This is a genomic window from Geomonas subterranea (genome assembly GCF_019063845.1).
Lineage (GTDB): Bacteria > Desulfobacterota > Desulfuromonadia > Geobacterales > Geobacteraceae > Geomonas > Geomonas subterranea.
This window is the reverse complement of sequence record NZ_CP077683.1, coordinates 4621780-4638262: the sequence shown is the minus strand read 5'-3', so window position 1 is coordinate 4638262 and position 16483 is coordinate 4621780. Positions and strand designations below refer to the sequence as shown.

The following is a 16483-nucleotide window of genomic DNA, read 5'->3' as shown; positions in this document are numbered from 1 at the left end:
GCGGTAATAGGTTTCCAGATCAGCCACGGTTTGCTCTCCCTTCCAGCAGGGAATCCATCACGTCGAGGTGGCGTGAGGTGGCGCCGGCGCTCTCCAGGAGGATGCCGGCGCCGCGGCGGCCGAGTTCTGCCCGAAGTGCGGGATCGGCGGCAAGGCGCAGCAGCTCGCTCGTGAGCGCGGCCAGGTCGGCGGGCTGCACCTCGGCGCCGCAATGCGTAACGAACAGCGCGGCGATCTCGCGGAAGTTCTCCATGTGCGGCCCGAACAGCACCGGCACCTGGCAGGCGGCCGGCTCCAGCGGGTTGTGGCCGCCGGTCGCGACCAGCGTTCCCCCGACGAAGACGAGGTCGGAGGCGCGGTAAAGACCCGCCAGCTCGCCCACTGTATCCAGCAGCATGATGCCACCCGCGGGAAGCGGGGGGGAACCATCGAGCGTCGAGCGGGACTGGAAGGGGAACCCTTCTTTTTTGATCAGCTCCGCGACCCCCGGAGCGCGCTCAGGGTGGCGCGGAGCGAGGATCAGGAAACTTTGCGGATCGTGCGCCAGCAGCTCGCGGTAGGCGGACAGCACCTGTGCTTCCTCCCCCTCGTGGGTGCTCGCCGCGGCGAAGACGAAGCAGTCCGCCGGGATCCGGTACGTCGACTTGATCCCGGCCACCTGCTCAGGCGGCGCCTTGACAACCGGGATGTCGTACTTCAGGTTGCCGCCGACGTGCACCGCCGCGGAGGGAGCCCCGATCGCCGCGATGCGTTCGGCGTCCACCGGCGTCTGCATGCAGAGCGCGGAGAGGCGCTCAAGCACCGGACGGAAGAACCAGGACAGGCGCAGATAGCGGCCGAAGGAGCGGTCGGAGATGCGGCCGTTGGCCAGGAGCACCGGGATCCCCATCTCGCGGGCCACACCGATGAAATTGGGCCAGATCTCGGTTTCCATGATGACGACCATGTCCGGGCGGAGGCTCTCCAGCACCGAGCGGACGGCAAAGGGGTAGTCGAAGGGGAAGTAGATGCAGAGGTCAGCGGCCTTACTCTTTTGCGCGACGCTGCGGCCGGTCTCGGTGACGTTGGAGATGACGATTTTCTTTCCGGGGAAGCGGGTGCGAATCCCTTTCAAGAGCGGCAGCGCGGCGTTGGTCTCGCCAACGGAGACGGCATGGACCAGGATGGTCCCTCCCCCGCCGCCGATCAGGTCGAGTTCCTCAGCGGGGATGCGGCCGAAGCGTTCCAGGAATGCGGTGCGACGCCCGCGGGAGAGCGAGCGGTAGGCGTGATAGGGGACCAAAAGCGGCAGGATGAGCCACAGGAGAAGGTTGTAGATAAGGTTGATCATGATACAAAGACCTCGTAGGGGCGGATCGTCATGCGTCCCCTTGTGCGCGCGACCTCTCCCGCAATGACGGCGGCCGGGGCACCGGCGGCTGGGCAAATGCACTTTGCACCGGCACACACCTGTAGGGGCGAATAATCATTCGCCCGCCTTTGGGCACGCCTGCTCACTCCTGAAGCGATGGCGATCAGGGCCCCGGCGGCTGGGCAAATGTTATTTGCCCCTACAGCGGGCACCGGAGGAGGCTGGGCAAATCCACTTAAGCACCAGCACACAGCTCCTGTAGGGGCGAATAATCATTCGCCCGCCTTTAGGCACGCCTGCTCTCCTGCAGCGATGGCGATCAGGGCACCGGCGGCTGGGCAAATGATTATTTGCCCCTACAGCGGGCACCGGAGGAGACGGGCCATTCGACTTACGCCGCCGGCGGCGCGTTCTTCCAGCGCTTGTGCACCCAGTACCACTGCCCGGGGTGCTGCACCACGTATTCCTCAATGTAGCGGTTCAGGCCGTTGGCATCCTCGGCGGCGGCGACCTCCGGGTCCTCGGCGGCGGAGAGCTGGTACTCGGGATGAATGGTGATGACGCTTTTGTTCCCCTCGCGGTGGATGAAGGCGGGGAGCAGCGGAGCCCCGCTCTTTCTCGCGATGAGGGAGGGCATCCGCATGGTCCAGGCCGGCCGCCCCAGGAAGTTGGCCAGGATGCCCCACTCCGACTGCACCGCCTGGTCGATCAGGAGCCCGACCACCTCGCGCTTTCTAAGCGCGGAGAACATGGCCCTGAGCGCCCCGTCCTTGTAGATGAGCCCGTTGCCGTAGCTTTTGCGGATCCGCTCGACCATGCGGTTCAGGTGCGGATTGTCCTGGCGCCTGGCAACCACGGACAGCTCATGCCTGCGCACCCCGAAGGCGAGCGCCAGGAGCTCCCAATTACCGCTGTGGGCCGTGATGAAGATGAGCCCCTTCCCCTTGGCAAAGGCGGCATCGAAGTGTTCCACCCCGCGGAACTCGACGTTGTCGATCAGCTCCTGCCCGCTCCCGCGGTAGATCTTGCAGACCTCGACGATGCAGCACCCCAGGTTCTCGAAAACCCCACGGGCCAGCTCCCTGGCCGTCCCCCCCCGCCACCCCGGCTGGCGCTCCAGAAAGGGGAGGCTCGCTTCCAGGTTGGCGATGGCGATGCGGCGCCTCCTCCCAAAAAAGAGGAAGGCCGTCCTGCCGAGCAACCTCCCAGCCGAGAGGGCGACGCTGTTGGGGAGCAGCGCAATGGTGGAGGAGATCACCACGAAGAACACCATCTCGAGATACCAGCGCAGCTGCTTAAACATAAAAAACCTCAGAAGAAAACGGGGCAATAAAGTCCCCGTCCTGGTCTGCGTGGCAACGCCCTCATCCGCCCCTGCGGGGCACCTTCTCCCGGAGGGAGAAGGGATCACATCACTCTTCCCTCGCGTAGAAAGCTCACCCCCCTTCCCTCAGAGAGAAGGCGTCCATCCCCTCGCCCTATGGGAGAGGGTTGCCGAAGGCCGGGTGAGGGGCTTTGCCTGTCTCACGCCCTGAACTGCATGCCGTGCAGGCGGCTGTAGATGCCTTCGGCCTGCAGCAGTTCATCGTGGCTTCCCATCTCGGCCACCACCCCCTTCTCCAGCACCACGATCCGGTCGGCATGGGTGATGGTGGAGAGCCGGTGGGCGATGACGAAGGTGGTGCGGTTCTTCATCAGGTTGTTAAGCGCCTGCTGGACCATCTGTTCGCTCTCGGTGTCGAGCGCGCTGGTGGCCTCGTCGAGGATCAGGATAGGCGCGTCCTTTAGTATCGCGCGGGCGATGCAAAGCCTCTGGCGCTGACCGCCGGAAAGGCGCACGCCGCGGTCGCCGATGTTGGTCAGGTATCCCTCGGGAAGCTCCTGGATGAAGTCGTGGGCGAACGCCGCCCGCGCCGCCGCCTCGACCTCGGCGTCGGTCGCGGTCATCCTGCCGTAGCGGATGTTGTTGGCGATGGTGTCGTTGAAGAGGATGGTTTCCTGGTCGACCAGCGCGATCTGCTCCAGAAGGCTCTTCATGGTGCGCTCGCGGATATCGACGCCGTCCATGAGGACCTGCCCGCCGGTCGGGTCGTAGAAGCGGGTGATCAGGGAGACCAGCGTGGTCTTGCCGCCGCCCGATGGGCCTACCAGGGCGATCACCTCGCCCCTTTTCGCGGTCAGGTTCACCCCCTGCAGCACGTAGTCGTCCTCGTACTTGAAGCGGACCTCGCGGAACTCCACCTCGCCGCGCGCCTTGCCCAGATCGCGGGCGTTCGGTGCGTCCACGATCTCCGGCTTTTCGTCCATGACCTCGAAGACCCGCTCGGCGGCCCCCATGGAACGCTGCAGGTTGTTGAAGGCGGTCAAGAGCCGCTTGATCGGGTTGAACACCAGCACCATGGCGGTGATGAAGGAGAAGAACTCCGAGGCGCTGCGAGTGCCGTGCATGACGTTGCTGCCGCCGACCCAGATCACCGCCGCGATGCCGAAGGAGGTGATGAACTCCATGATCGGAGTGGAGAGCCCCTCGTACTTGATGTTCTTGCGGGTGAAGTGGTAGAAGTCGCGGTTGCGCGCCCGGAAGCGCTCGATCTCGCGGTTCTCCAGGCCGAAGGCCTTGACCACCTTGATCCCGGAATAGGTCTCCTGCAGGATGCTGGCGAGATCCCCCATCTTCTCCTGCCCCTGCCGCGCCACCCGCTTGATCCTCTTGCCGATCTTCCGCGCGGGAACCACGGTGAGCGGGATCACCACGAAGGAGATGAGTGCCAGCTGCCAGTCCCGGTAAAAGATGACCCCCAGAAGGGCCACGGCGGAGAGGCCGTCGCGGAACAGGCCGGTGATCACCTGCCCCACCCCTTCCTGCATCATGCTGACGTCCGAGAGGACGCGCGACATGAGGGTTCCGGTCTCGTGACGGTGGAAGTAGCCGATGCTCAAGCTCATGTTCTTCGCGTACAGGTCGTTGCGCACGTCCTGGACGGCGAGCTGCCCCGCACTCCTGATGAAGTAGTCGTTGGTGTAGCGGCATATGCCGCGCAGTGCATAGAGAAGGACGATCCCCAGCGGGAGCAGGACGAAGATCGCCGTCTCCTTGCCCGAGAAGATCCTTCTCAGGACCGGTTCCACCAGGTAGGCCATGGCGCCGTCCATGCCGCCGACGCCGACCGAGCCGAGCGCGGCCAGCGCGATGCGCCACCCGTAGGGACGGCTGTAGCCAAGTAGGCGATTGAACACACTAGTTTTCTGCGGGGGTACTGCACTGCTCATCGAATCATCTCCAAGGCGAGTCGGGCCACACGACCCAGGGCCCCGCCGTTACCAAGCTTCACTCTCATCGCCGCGAAATCCTCGCGCATCTGCGCCGCGTACCCCGGCCGGTTCAAAAGGGCGTCTACCTCGTCGGCGATCGGAACCGGCTCCGCCTCGTGCTGGATCAGTTCCTGGACCATCCGCTTTTCCGCGACGATATTGCTGATGCCGATGTGCGGCACGTTGATCACCCTCTTGCCCACCTCGTAGGTGAGGGTGGACATCTTGTAGATGATCACGTGGGGGACCCCCACCAGGGCGAGCTCCATGACCACGGTACCCGAGGCGGCGATGACCGCGTCGCAGCCGCTCATGACGTCGTGGTTTCTCCCGGCGACCACCTTCACCTCCATCCCGCACCCCGACAGGTACGGCGCCAGATCCTCGTCTTTGAGCGAGGTGGCGCGCGGCAGCACGAACTGCAGGTCCGGCATCCGCTCTTTCAGGATGCGGGCCGACTCCAGGATGATGGGAAGCAGCTTCTTGATCTCCGAACGACGGCTTCCCGGGAAGAGCCCGACGCAGCGACGCTGCGGGTCGAGCCCGAGCGAGGCGAGCGCCTCGTCCCGCTTCATGGTCGGCTTGACCAGGTCCAAAAGGGGATGCCCCACGAAGGTGACCGGGACCCCTGCCTTCTGGTAGAAGGGGACCTCGAACGGGAAGAGCACCGCCATCATGTCCACCACGCGTCCGATACCGTGCACGCGGTGGCTCCTCCAGGCCCAGACCTGGGGCGAGATGAAGTAGAGCACCTTGATGCCGGCCTTCTTCGCGATCTTGGCCAGCCGCAGGTTGAAGTCGGGGTAATCGATCAGGATCAGCAGATCAGGGGGATCGGTGAGGAGTTTTCTTTTCAGGGTGGTGAAGCCGCGGACGATGGTCGGCAGGTGCGCCACCACCTCGACCAGCCCCATCACGGCCATCACGTTGGCGTCGACCAGCGTTTCGACCCCGGCCTCGCGCATGCAGTTGCCCCCCATACCGAAGAAGCGGGTCCGGGGGGCGAGCGCGCCAATGGCGGTCGCTATCTGCGCGCCGTACATCTCGCCGGAAGCCTCCCCGGCGACGATCATCACTGACTGTTTCTTTTCTTGCAAAAGAACCTCTAACAACAGGTCAAGGTTGAGGCCGGGGAGAGAAGAAGCCTCTCGCAACCCCAACCTCGACGTGGCCTGCTTTTCTACCTGGCGACGCCACGCTTCGAGCTCTCGATGAACTCGATGAAGTGGTCCACTTCGGGGCAGCTGGGAACGTCGCTCTTCATCTTCTCGACCGCCTCTGCAAGCTTCAGCCCGGACATGGAGAGAAGCTTGTACGCCTTCTTCAGGCTGGAGATGGTCTCGTCGGAGAAGCCGCGGCGCTTCAGGCCGATCAGGTTCAGGCCGCGCAGGCGGCTCTCGGAACGGTCGCCGGTGATGATCGTGTAGGGGGGGACGTCCATCGGGACGGAGGTCATCCCACCCACCATGACGTGAGCCCCGATGCGCATGAACTGGAGCACGGCGCAGAGCCCCCCCAGGATGGCGTAATCCTCGACGGTGACATGGCCGGCAAGCGTCGCGGAGTTGGCCATGATCACGTTGTTGCCGATGTGGCAGTCGTGCGCCACGTGGGAGTAGGCCATGAAGAGGTTGCCGTCTCCCACGGTGGTCTCGCCGTCGCCGGTGACGGTGCCCAGGTGCAGGCTGGCGAACTCGCGGATGGTGTTGCCGTTGCCGATCCTGAGCCAGGTCTTCTCGCCCCGGTACTTGAGATCCTGCGGAACGGCCCCCACCGAAGCCATGTGGAAGATGGTGTTCGCCTCGCCGATCTCGGTCCAGCCGTCGACGACCGCGTGCGGACCGATCTTGGTCCCCTTGCCGATGCTCACGTTCTCGCCGATCACGGCGTACGGACCGATCTCGACCCCCTCGGCGATCTTGGCGCCGGGGTGGATTATTGCGGTGCTGTGGATCATTTTGCTCTCCATTGTTCCCCCTCCCCTTGCGGGAGGGGGTTAGGGGGTGGGGGTAGGTGCCACACTCTGCCCGATGGCAGCCTCACCCACCCCCGGCCCCCCTCCGGTCAAGGAGGGGGAGGGTTCTTTATTTGTCGCCCAGCGTTGCCTTCAGTTCCGCCTCGGTCATCAGGGTGTCGCCGACGTAGGCCTTGGCGGCGCAGCTCCAGATGCCGCGTTTGCTGAACAGGGTCTCCACCTCGATCCTCAGGGTGTCGCCCGGCTTCACCGGCTTTCTGAAACGTGCGTTGTCGATGGCCATGAAGTAGCTCACCTTCTCCTTCGCGTCATCGCCCATGGCGGTGTAGGCGAGGATGGCGGCGGACTGGGCCATGGCCTCGATGATCAGGACCCCCGGCATGACCGGGAAGCCCGGGAAGTGACCCTGGAAGAAGGGCTCGTTCATGGTGACGTTCTTGATCGCCACCACCCGCTTGCCCGGCTCGAGTTCGAGCACCTTGTCGATCAACAGGAACGGGTAGCGGTGGGGCAGGATTTCCATAATCTGGACTATGTCGAGCATGCTGATTTCTCTCCTTGCATCGGCATGTGCCGGTCAGGCTTGAGCCGAAGTAATTGCATTTCAGTACTCCTCCCACAATGGGAGTCCCCCCTCCCCTTGCGGGAGGGGGTTAGGGGGTGGGGATAGGTGCCACTTCGGATGCCGATAGCGGCTTCACCCACCCCCCTGCCCCCTCCCGTCAAGGGAGGGGGAGAGGTTCTTCGCGGCTACGCGCCTTTCTGCGCCAGCTTCTCTTCCAGTTCGGCTATCCGCTTCTCGAGCGCGGAGAGGGTCTTTCTGAACTCCGGCAGCTTGGGGACCAGGGTGGAGCTCTTCAGCCACTCGCGGTGCGGCATAACCGGGGTCCCCGAGAGGACCTGGTTCGGTTCCACGTTCCCCGGCACACCGGACTGGGCGCCGATCATCACGTTGTCGCCGATCTTCAGATGGCCGGCGACCCCGACCTGGCCGCCGAGAATGACGTGGTTGCCAAGCTGGGTACTGCCGGAGATCCCGACCTGCGACACGATCATGCAGTCCTCGCCGATCACGCAGTTGTGAGCGATCTGGACCAGGTTGTCGATCTTGGTGCCGCGCTTGATACGGGTGACTTCCAGCGCCGCCCGGTCGATCACCGCGTTGGAACCGATCTCGACGTCGTCCTCTATGACCACGATGCCGATTTGCGGGATCTTGTACCAGGCGCTGCCGTCGGGCGCGTAGCCGAAGCCGTCGGACCCGACCACGGTGCCGTCGTGGATGGTGACCCGGTTGCCGATGCGGCAGCGTTCGCGGATGCTGACGTTGGCATAGAGGGTCACGTCGTCGCCCACGCTCGCCCCCGGGTAGAGCACCACGCCGGGATAAAGGGTGACGCGGTCGCCGACGGTGACGCCGGGGCCCACGCTGGCGCCGGGATAGATGGTGACGTCTTTGCCGATCTGCGCGCCCGGAGCCACGAAGGAGCCGGGGAGCACGCCCAGGCGCGGCGGCGGCGCCGTGTAGAACAGGGTCAAAAGCTTGGCGAAGGCGAGGTAGGGGTTGGCGTGGAAGATGGCGTTCTTGCCGTGGGTGTTCCCCCCCATGCCCATCAGTACCGCCGAAGCGTTGGTGGTGGCCACCTTGCCGGCGTACTTGGGGTTGGCGAGGAAGGTGAGCTGCCCCCCCCCTGCGTCGTCCAGCGTGGCCAACCCGCCGATCAGGGTTTCGCCGTCACCGGCTACGGTGCCTCCCAGGTACTCTGCAATCTCACGAAGTGTCTTTTTCATGGAAACGTCCTTGAAACCGTTCTACGTTCTAAGTTCTAAGTTCTACGTTAAAAACGACAAGTCCCCCTTCGTGCAAAGGGGGCTTATCGAAATGATCCGGCAGCTGTTAAGGAAGGAGTTATCCGCACCTTCAGACGTGCTTCCTAACGTAGAACGTATAACGTGGAACGGCAGTTAGGGTCTTATTTCTTTCTGCTCTCGTTGAATGCCTTCAGGACGGCATCGGTGACATCGGCGGCCGGATCGACGTACACCATGGTCTCCCTGCTGAAGATCGCGGTGTAGCCGCTCTTGCGGCCGAACTCCTGGACCACCTTGCCGATCTCGTCGAGGATCTTGTTGGTGTACTCGGCGTTCTTCAGCTGCAGGTCGTCCTGGGCGTCCTTCAGGAAACGCTGGTAATCCTTCATCCCCTTCTGGTAGTCACGATCCTTGGCGCCACGGGCGGTCTCGTTGAGAAGCGCGGTACCCTGGCTCTCCAGCTCACCCTTCAGCTTGAGCAGTTCGGCCTCCTTGGCCGCCTTCTCGGCCTCGTACTTGGAAGCCTTCTGCATCAGCTGGTCCTTCGCCTCCTTGCCGGCGTCGGACTGCGAGAGCACCTTCTGGATGTCCACGGAACCAACCTTGGAGTCGGCAGCCATTACCGACAACGGAAGTGCCAGAACCAGCGAAATTGCGATGATCAAACGTTTCATGACTTGCTCCTTGCAGTACATGGATTTTAGAAAATGCTGCCGATTGAGAACTCCAGTTTGCCGCTTTTGCTGTCGATTCCCTCTCTGGGGTTGAGGGGAACCCCGTACTCGAGCCGCAGCGGGCCGATCGGGGAGTACCACCGGATACCGCCGCCGTAACTGGTCAGCACGTTGCCGAAGGTCTTGCTGAAGGAGTTGTCGCAGTTGCCGGCATCGAAGAAGAGCACCCCTTTCACCCCCGCTTCCTTCAACAGCGGGAAGGACCATTCCACGTTGGCGACGGCCTCGACGGCACCCCCCAGGTAGACGCGGTTGTCCGTGGTGCCGTTGGCGCCGGTGATGCCGTCGTTGTCGGCGGGCGTGGTCTTGAAGGGGCTCACCGTCCTGGAGGCATAACCGCGCAGAGAGCTGATGCCACCCAGGTAGAACTTCTCGTCGATGGGGATCTCTTTGCCGCCGTAGGACTGGACATACCCCACCGTGCCGCGCACCGAGCCCACGCCGTAGAACAGCGGATGGAACAGGGTGTGCTCGGTGAGGTATTTGATGTACCGGTTGCTCCCCCCAACGCCTGCGAACTCGAGGGAGAGGGAGTTCAGCATACCCGTGGAAGGGTCCAGCCGGTAATCGGTGGTGTTCCTGGAGATGCTGGCGACGATGGCGCTGGTGGTGGAGTTGGTCTCCGGGGCCAGCACCGTCCCGTTGCTGATGTTCTTCAACAGGTCGGCCGACTCGTCGAAGATCTCCTTCACCTCGTACTTGTAGAGCCAGAAGGTGCTGACGGTGTCGGAGAGGGGGTAGCCCGCCTTGATGTCGCCGCCGGTGGCCCTGCGGGTGTAGTCGAGATACTGCCGCTCGTTGCGGTAGATGTCGGCGCCCAGGGTCCACTTGGTGTCCATGAAGTAGGGGTCGGTGAGGCCGAGGTTGTAGGTCTGCGACTTGCTCCCAAGCGATGCGGCCGCCGTCATCTTGAGCCCCAGCCCCAGGAAGTTCGCCTGCTGTACGGAGCCCTGGCCGATGATCCCGTCCAGCGAGCTGTAGCCCGCCCCGATGCTGAAGGTCCCGGTCGGCTTCTCCTTGACCTCGACGTTGAGGTCGAGCTTGTCGGCGGCGCTCCCCTTGGCCGTGGCCAGGTTAGCCTCCTCGAAGAAGCCGGTGTTCATCAGGTTCTGCTTGCTCCTTTTAAGCGCGGTGGAGCTGTACAGGTCCCCCTCGTCGAGCCTCAGTTCGCGGCGCACCACCTTGTCGCGGCTTTTCACGTTGCCGGTGATGTTGATCCGGTCGATGGTGACCTTTTGCCCCTTCTCCATGTCGAAGGTGATGTCGATGGTGTGGCTCTCCGGGTTCAGCTTGGTGAGCGGAGAGGCATTGGCGAATGCGTACCCCTTGTCGGCGTAGAGGTCGGTCAGGGCGAAGACGTCGGCGCGCAGGTCGGCGCGGCTGAAAAGCTGCCCCCCCTTCTCCTTGAGCTTGGCGTTCAGCACGGTCTCGCTCTCGAGGAGCTCTCCCTTGAAGCCGAGCTTGCCGACGCGGTACTGCTCACCTTCGGTGATGCCGATGGTCACCTTGAGCCCCTTGCGGTCCGGGAGCAGCTCCAGCTTCGGCTCGCCGATCTTCACGTTGACGTAGCCGTTGTTCATGTAGTGTTCGGTGAGGAGGTTGACGTCGTTCTTCATCACCTCTTCCTTGTAGGTCCCCGCGCCGGTCAACCAGGAAAGGAACCACTTCTCGCCGGTTTCCATGGTCTTCTTCAGCTTCTTGTCCGAAAAGGCGTGGTTCCCCTCGAACTCGATCTGCTGGATCAGGACCTTGTCCCCTTCCTTGATGCGGAAGATGACGTGAACCTCGGTATCGGAGCGGATGCTCAGGTCGCCGGAAACCTCGGCGAGGTAGTACCCCTCGTCGGAGTACAGCTTCTTCACCTTCTTGACGCTCTTTTGCAGGTCCTTGGCGGAGAAGACGCTGTTGGGCTTGATCTCGATCGCCTCGCGGACCTTGTCGGCGGAGAGTTCCTTGGCCCCCTCGATCTTCACCTCGCGCACGATCGGCTTTTCGGTAACCACGTACTCGACGGCTACGCCGCCGTCCTTGGGCTCGCTCTGCGCCTTCACGTCGGTAAAGTGCCCGAGCTTGTAGATGGCGCGGATGTCGGCGTCGACCTTGTCGGGGGTGACGACATCGCCGGCCTTGAGGCGGACCGCCTGGAGGATGGCCGCGGTCTCGATGCGGTGGTTGCCGCCGATCTTCACCGCCACGATCTTGTCGCCCGCAGCCAGTTCGCCGGCACCCTTGTCGGCAGCGCCCTTGTCCGCGGAGGCGGTATCGGCGGCCTTCCCGGCAGCGGCTTGCTCGGCCTGGGCGGAGGCAACCGTCAAACAGATCAGCTGAGCGGCAAGCAGGGTAGATAACGATTTACGCAGCAAAGGGTCCCCCGAAAAAGCCAAAGAAAATAATCAATCAATGAAAAAGGGGCGGCTTGGTTCAGGCCGCCTCGACCACCTTGCCGTCGACCATCCGGACGGTGCGCGCCATGCCGGCGGCCAGGTGCTCGTTGTGGGTCACGATGACCAGTGAGATGCCGGTCTTGCGCTGGATCTCGTACAAGAGCGCATGCACCTCCTCGCTGGTCTTCATGTCCAGGTTGCCGGTGGGCTCGTCCGCCAGCAAAAGCTTCGGCTCACGCACCAGGGCGCGCGCGATGGCCACCCTCTGCTGCTCGCCGCCGGAGAGTTCCCCCGGCCGATGGGTCACGCGGTGGGAGAGCCCCACGTCCTGCAAAAGCTTGAGCGCCCGTCCCTCGCAGCGGGAGCGCTTCTCCCCGCCGATCAGAAGCGGCATCATCACGTTTTCCAGCGCCGAAAACTCCGGCAGCAGGTGGTGGAACTGGAACACGAAGCCGATGGACCGGTTGCGGAAGGCGGCCAGCGGCTGGTCCGCCAGGTTGAAGATCTTCTCGCCGTCGAAGAGGACCTCCCCGGAGGTGGGGCGGTCGATGGTCCCCATCACGTGCAAAAGCGTGCTCTTGCCGGCACCGGAGGGGCCCACCAGCGCGATGGTGTCGCCCGCCGCCACGGAGAGATCGATCCCCTTCAGCACCTCGACCTTGGCCTCGCCGGTCCCGTAGGACTTGAACAGGTTCTTTACCTCGAGCAGGCTACTCATAGCGCAGCGCCTCGGCGGGGGCCATGCGCGAGGCGGCCCAGGAAGGGTACAGCGTCGCGGCGAAGGAGATGAGCACGGCGGTGACGCTGATCAGCACCACGTCGGAGGCCACCACCTGGGACGGGAAGTGGTCCAGATAGTAGATGTCCTTGCTGAAAAGCTCGAAGCCGGTCAGCTTCTGGATCACCGAGACGATCGGCTCCAGGTTGAGGGCGACGAGAAGCCCGCCGAGGACACCGAGGATGGTGCCCAGCACGCCGATGATGAGCCCCTCGAAGACGAAGATGCGCATGATGCTGCGGCTGGTCGCCCCCATGGACTTCAGTATCGCGATGTCGCGCGTCTTCTCCATGACCACCATGAACAGCGTGGAGGCGATGCCGAAGGCGGCCACCAGCACGATCAGGGTCAGGATGATGAACATGACGCTCTTCTCGGTCTTGAGCGCGAAGAGGATGTTCTTGTTCATCTGCATCCAGTCGCGGGCATGGTAGGGGGGGCCCAGTTCACGGTCGATCCGGCGCGCCAGTTCGCCCGCCTTGTAGACGTCGCGCACCTTCAGCTGGACCCCGGTCACCACGTCGCCCAGCCCCAGGAACTGCTGCGCCTCCTTCAAGGAGACGTAGGCGAGCGTCGAGTCGTACTCGAACATGCCGGTGTTGAAGATGCCGGTGATGCGGAAGCGGTTCAGCTTGGGCATCATGCCAAGCGGCGTGATGTTCCCCATCGGGGAGATCACGTCCACCGTGTCACCCAGAAACAGCCCCAGGTTCTTGGCGAGTTCCTTGCCGATCACCACCCCCGGCGTTTTCCCCACCTCGGCTTCCAGCGACTTCAGGTCACCTTCGACCATGGACTTGTGCAGGTTGGTCACCTTCGCGTCGGTGGCGACGTCGATGCCGCGCAGGACGACACCGGAGACGTTCTTGCCGGTGGAGAGCATGACCTGGTTGTAGATGAACGGGGTGGCGGCGACCACGCCGTCCATCCCCTCAAGCTTCTTCATCACCTGCGGGTAGTCCTGCACCGCGCCCAGGCCGTTTAACACCACGATGTGCGCGTTGGTCCCAAGGATCTTCTCCTTCAGGTCCTCCTCGAAACCGGTCATGACGGCCAGCACGATGATCAGCGCCATGACGCCGAGTGCCACGCCGGCCACCGAGATGAGGGTGATCAGCGAGATGAAGGTCGATTTGCGCTTCGCCTTCAGGTAGCGCAGCCCTATGAAGAGCTCAAAGGGCATTATTTCCCCTCTTTGCGCAGCTGCGGGAACAGGATCACGTCGCGGATCGACGGCGAGTCGGTGAGGAGCATGACCAGACGGTCGATGCCGATCCCCTCGCCAGCGGTCGGCGGCAGGCCATACTCCAGGGCGCGGATGTAGTCCTCGTCCATGTAGTGTGCCTCTTCGTCGCCCTTGTCCTTGGCGGCCACCTGGGCCAGGAAGCGCTCCTTCTGGTCGCGCGGGTCGTTCAGCTCGGAAAAGGCGTTGGCCATCTCGCGGCCGGCGCAGAAGAATTCGAAGCGGTCCACGTAATCGGGGTCGTGGTCGTTCTTCCTGGAAAGGGGGGAGACCTCGGTCGGGTAGTTGGTGATGAAGGTCGGCTGGATCAGCTTGGTCTCGGCGACCTCCTCGAAGATCTCGGTGATCAGTTTCCCGTAACCGATGTCTTCGGGGAGCTCCAGCCCGATCTTCTGGGCATAGGCGTAGGCGAGGTCGCGGTCCTCGAGGCTCTTCGCGTCGATGTCGCCGTACTCGAGGATCGCTTCCTTCACGGTGAACCTCTTCCAGGGGCGCTGGAAGCTGATCGCCTCGTCGCCGTAGGTGAAGTCCAGGGTCCCCAGGAGTTCCTGGGTCACGTGGCAGAGAAGCTCCTCGGTGAAGTTCATCAGGTCCTCGAAGGTCGCGTAGGCCTGGTAGAACTCCATCATGGTGAACTCGGGGTTGTGGCGCACCGAGATCCCTTCGTTACGGAAGTTGCGGTTGATCTCGAAGACGCGCTCGAAACCGCCCACCACCAGGCGCTTCAGGTAGAGTTCCGGGGCGATGCGCAGGAACAGTTCCATGTCCAGGGCGTTGTGATGGGTGACAAACGGCTTCGCGGTGGCGCCGCCGGGGATCGGGTGCATCATCGGGGTCTCGACCTCAAGGAAGTCCTTGTTGGTCATGAACTCGCGGATCAGCTGCACGACCCTGGAGCGCTTGTAGAAGACCTCGCGCACCTCGGGGGATACGATCAGGTCAACGTAACGCTGGCGGTAACGTGTCTCCACGTCGGTCAAGCCGTGGAACTTCTCGGGCAGCGGCAGAAGCGACTTGGTAAGCAGGCGGACGGTGGAAACGGCCAGGGAAAGCTCGCCGGTCTTGGTGCGGAACGGGGTGCCGGTGGCGCCGATGATGTCGCCGATATCGTAGTTTTCGAACTCGGCGAAGAGCTCCTCGCCCAGGGTGTCCTTCTTCAGGTAAAGCTGCATGCGACCCTTGCGGTCCTGCACCTGCACGAAGGCCGCCTTGCCGAAAGAGCGGCGCATGATGATGCGGCCGGCGACCACGAAGGTCTGCGGGTCGTCCTCGATCACTTCCTTGTCGCCGTAGGCGTCGCGCACGTCGGCCGAGGTATGCTGAGGTTTATAATCGTTCGGGTACGGGTTGATCCCCGCCTCCCACAATGCATCTACCTTGCGTCTTCTCTGCAACAGCAGTTCGCTCAACTCTTCCATGTTATCTGCAACCTTTCTTTACCGCGTTGGGCTGTGAAACAATCCGTCAAACTAAACTATTTGCGCCAGCCAAGTCAAGGGAAAAGGGGGTACGGCTTCGCCCTGTGACACAAGGCTAAAGCCGTATCCCTTCTGACAATTGTGCTACTTGAACTTGACCGTGACCGGCGTCTTGAAGAAGGGGATTCCCGTCTTGGTGTCGACCGTGTTGCCGAGCTGCCCCATGGTGTTGTTGCCCCAGCCGTACCAGGCGCCGGCGACCAAGGCGAAAGAGGTCTTGCCGAAGGCGGCGATGTCTGAAACGTCGGCCATCGGAGCGCCGACGGAGTTCAGGGTGCGGATCATTTCCGAGCTGCTGGTGGTGGTGCCGTTGCCCAGCTGGCCGGCGGAGTTGAGGCCGATGGCGTTGACATACCAGTTGCCGTCGTTCTGCAGGCTCCCACGCGACCCCATGAGCAGCAGGATGTGGTTGGTCCCGGTCACTATCTTCTTGATCTCGACGGACAAGTCATCGGCGACATCGACACTCCATACCTGCACCGGCGTTGTGCTGCTCTTTCCTATTTCGATGTTCGGGCCCAACTCGCCCCGATCGTTGTGTCCCCACCCCCACAGAATCTGTTTAGTGGTTTTCCCTGATCCGTCCCGCTGTACCTGGAGCGCGAGCCCGGCGCTGGCGAGGGCGGCTATCTGCTCTATCTTGTCCGTGCCTGGGAAGATCACCTTCTTGGGGCTGGAGCAGACGGACGAGTAGGTGCTGAAGGAAACGAGCTCGTTGATGCGGTCCGACTTGGTGATATTCCTGTTGTTCCCCCAGACGTAAACGTCGCCGTTGCCGAAAAGCGCCATGGAGAACAGGCCGCCCGCAGCCACCTTCTTGGGGGCCAGCGCGGTGAGGTCCTCGCCTTCGTGGCCGGTGGTGATCTGGAGGGGAACCTTGGAATTGGTGCCCAGGCTGTTGCCGAGCTGGCGGTAGAAATTGTAACCCCAGGCATAGAGCTTGCCGTCGGCGATGGCGAGGGAGTGGTACCCGCCTGCGGCGATATCGGTAACCGCGGCAACCGCAGGATCAAAGGTCACCTTGACCGGGGAGCTTTTATAGGAATCGGGGTAGGTGGTCGAGGCGTCCTTGTTGCCCAACTGCCCGTAGAGGTTGTAGCCCCACGAATACAGGTCGCTTCCGTTGGTAACCATGGTGTGCGCATTGCCCGCGGTGGCTTGCAGCATCTGCTCCATTCCCGGCACCGGAACCGCGATCTCCCGCTGGGTGAGGGTCCCATCCCCCAACTGGCCGAAACCGTTGTACCCCATGGTGTAGGTGGAGCCGTTCTTCAACAGGACGCTGTGCTCGTAGAAAATGGAGACCGTGGAGGGGATGTGTTCGTTGGAGGAGGAACCGCCGCAACCGGAGAGTGCGGCAGTAAGAAGCCCGGCGCAGATAAAAAGCCTGCAACGCCTGCGAGTTTGCATATGAGA

General features: G+C 63.0%; 13 protein-coding genes. All 13 read right to left on the bottom strand.

The features are described from left to right. Nucleotides 1-19 precede the first annotated feature (19 nt). The 13 genes from KP001_RS20205 to KP001_RS20145 all read right to left on the bottom strand — a co-directional run bounded on the left by KP001_RS20205 (nt 20) and on the right by KP001_RS20145 (nt 16477). Complete coding sequence (locus KP001_RS20205) at nt 20-1330, bottom strand: 3-deoxy-D-manno-octulosonic acid transferase (RefSeq protein ID WP_217287311.1); 1311 nt, start codon at nt 1328-1330, stop codon at nt 20-22. 412 nt (nt 1331-1742) lie between these two features. Continuing rightward, nucleotides 1743-2654, bottom strand: coding sequence for a lysophospholipid acyltransferase family protein (locus tag KP001_RS20200; RefSeq protein WP_217287310.1), 912 nt, complete (start codon nt 2652-2654; stop codon nt 1743-1745). Between the two features lie 221 nt (nt 2655-2875). Further along, a complete protein-coding gene (gene msbA / locus KP001_RS20195) occupies nt 2876-4621 on the bottom strand; it encodes a lipid A export permease/ATP-binding protein MsbA (RefSeq protein ID WP_217287309.1) in 1746 nt (581 codons plus the stop codon). Further along, entirely contained in the window at nt 4618-5736 is a 1119-nt protein-coding gene (gene lpxB, locus KP001_RS20190) for a lipid-A-disaccharide synthase (protein ID WP_217289667.1), read from the bottom strand. The genes msbA and lpxB overlap by 4 nt, the downstream gene beginning before the upstream one ends. A gap of 107 nt (nt 5737-5843) precedes the next feature. Beyond that, complete coding sequence (gene lpxA / locus KP001_RS20185; protein WP_217289666.1) at nt 5844-6620, bottom strand: acyl-ACP--UDP-N-acetylglucosamine O-acyltransferase; 777 nt, start codon at nt 6618-6620, stop codon at nt 5844-5846. A 127-nt stretch (nt 6621-6747) separates the two neighbouring features. Beyond that, on the bottom strand, nt 6748-7182 hold the full coding sequence (gene fabZ, locus KP001_RS20180) for a 3-hydroxyacyl-ACP dehydratase FabZ (protein WP_217287308.1): 435 nt from the start codon (nt 7180-7182) through the stop codon (nt 6748-6750). A 206-nt stretch (nt 7183-7388) separates the two neighbouring features. After that, nucleotides 7389-8429, bottom strand: a complete 1041-nt coding sequence (gene lpxD, locus KP001_RS20175) for a UDP-3-O-(3-hydroxymyristoyl)glucosamine N-acyltransferase (protein ID WP_217287307.1) — start codon at nt 8427-8429, stop codon at nt 7389-7391. A gap of 182 nt (nt 8430-8611) precedes the next feature. Continuing rightward, entirely contained in the window at nt 8612-9124 is a 513-nt protein-coding gene (locus KP001_RS20170; RefSeq protein ID WP_217287306.1) for an OmpH/Skp family outer membrane protein, read from the bottom strand. A gap of 26 nt (nt 9125-9150) precedes the next feature. Beyond that, the gene (gene bamA, locus KP001_RS20165) at nt 9151-11547 is read right to left on the bottom strand and encodes an outer membrane protein assembly factor BamA (protein WP_217287305.1); all 2397 of its coding nucleotides are present in this window, start codon (nt 11545-11547) and stop codon (nt 9151-9153) included. Nucleotides 11548-11605: 58 nt separating this feature from the next. Then, nucleotides 11606-12286 (bottom strand): ABC transporter ATP-binding protein, encoded by a 681-nt coding sequence (locus tag KP001_RS20160; RefSeq protein WP_217287304.1) that lies wholly within the window; start codon nt 12284-12286, stop codon nt 11606-11608. Further along, a complete protein-coding gene (locus tag KP001_RS20155; protein WP_217287303.1) occupies nt 12279-13529 on the bottom strand; it encodes a lipoprotein-releasing ABC transporter permease subunit in 1251 nt (416 codons plus the stop codon). The genes KP001_RS20160 and KP001_RS20155 overlap by 8 nt, the downstream gene beginning before the upstream one ends. Next, on the bottom strand, nt 13529-15007 hold the full coding sequence (gene lysS, locus KP001_RS20150; RefSeq protein ID WP_217287302.1) for a lysine--tRNA ligase: 1479 nt from the start codon (nt 15005-15007) through the stop codon (nt 13529-13531). The genes KP001_RS20155 and lysS overlap by 1 nt, the downstream gene beginning before the upstream one ends. 144 nt (nt 15008-15151) lie before the next feature. Continuing rightward, on the bottom strand, nt 15152-16477 hold the full coding sequence (locus KP001_RS20145) for an RCC1 domain-containing protein (protein ID WP_217287301.1): 1326 nt from the start codon (nt 16475-16477) through the stop codon (nt 15152-15154). Nucleotides 16478-16483: the final 6 nt, after the last annotated feature.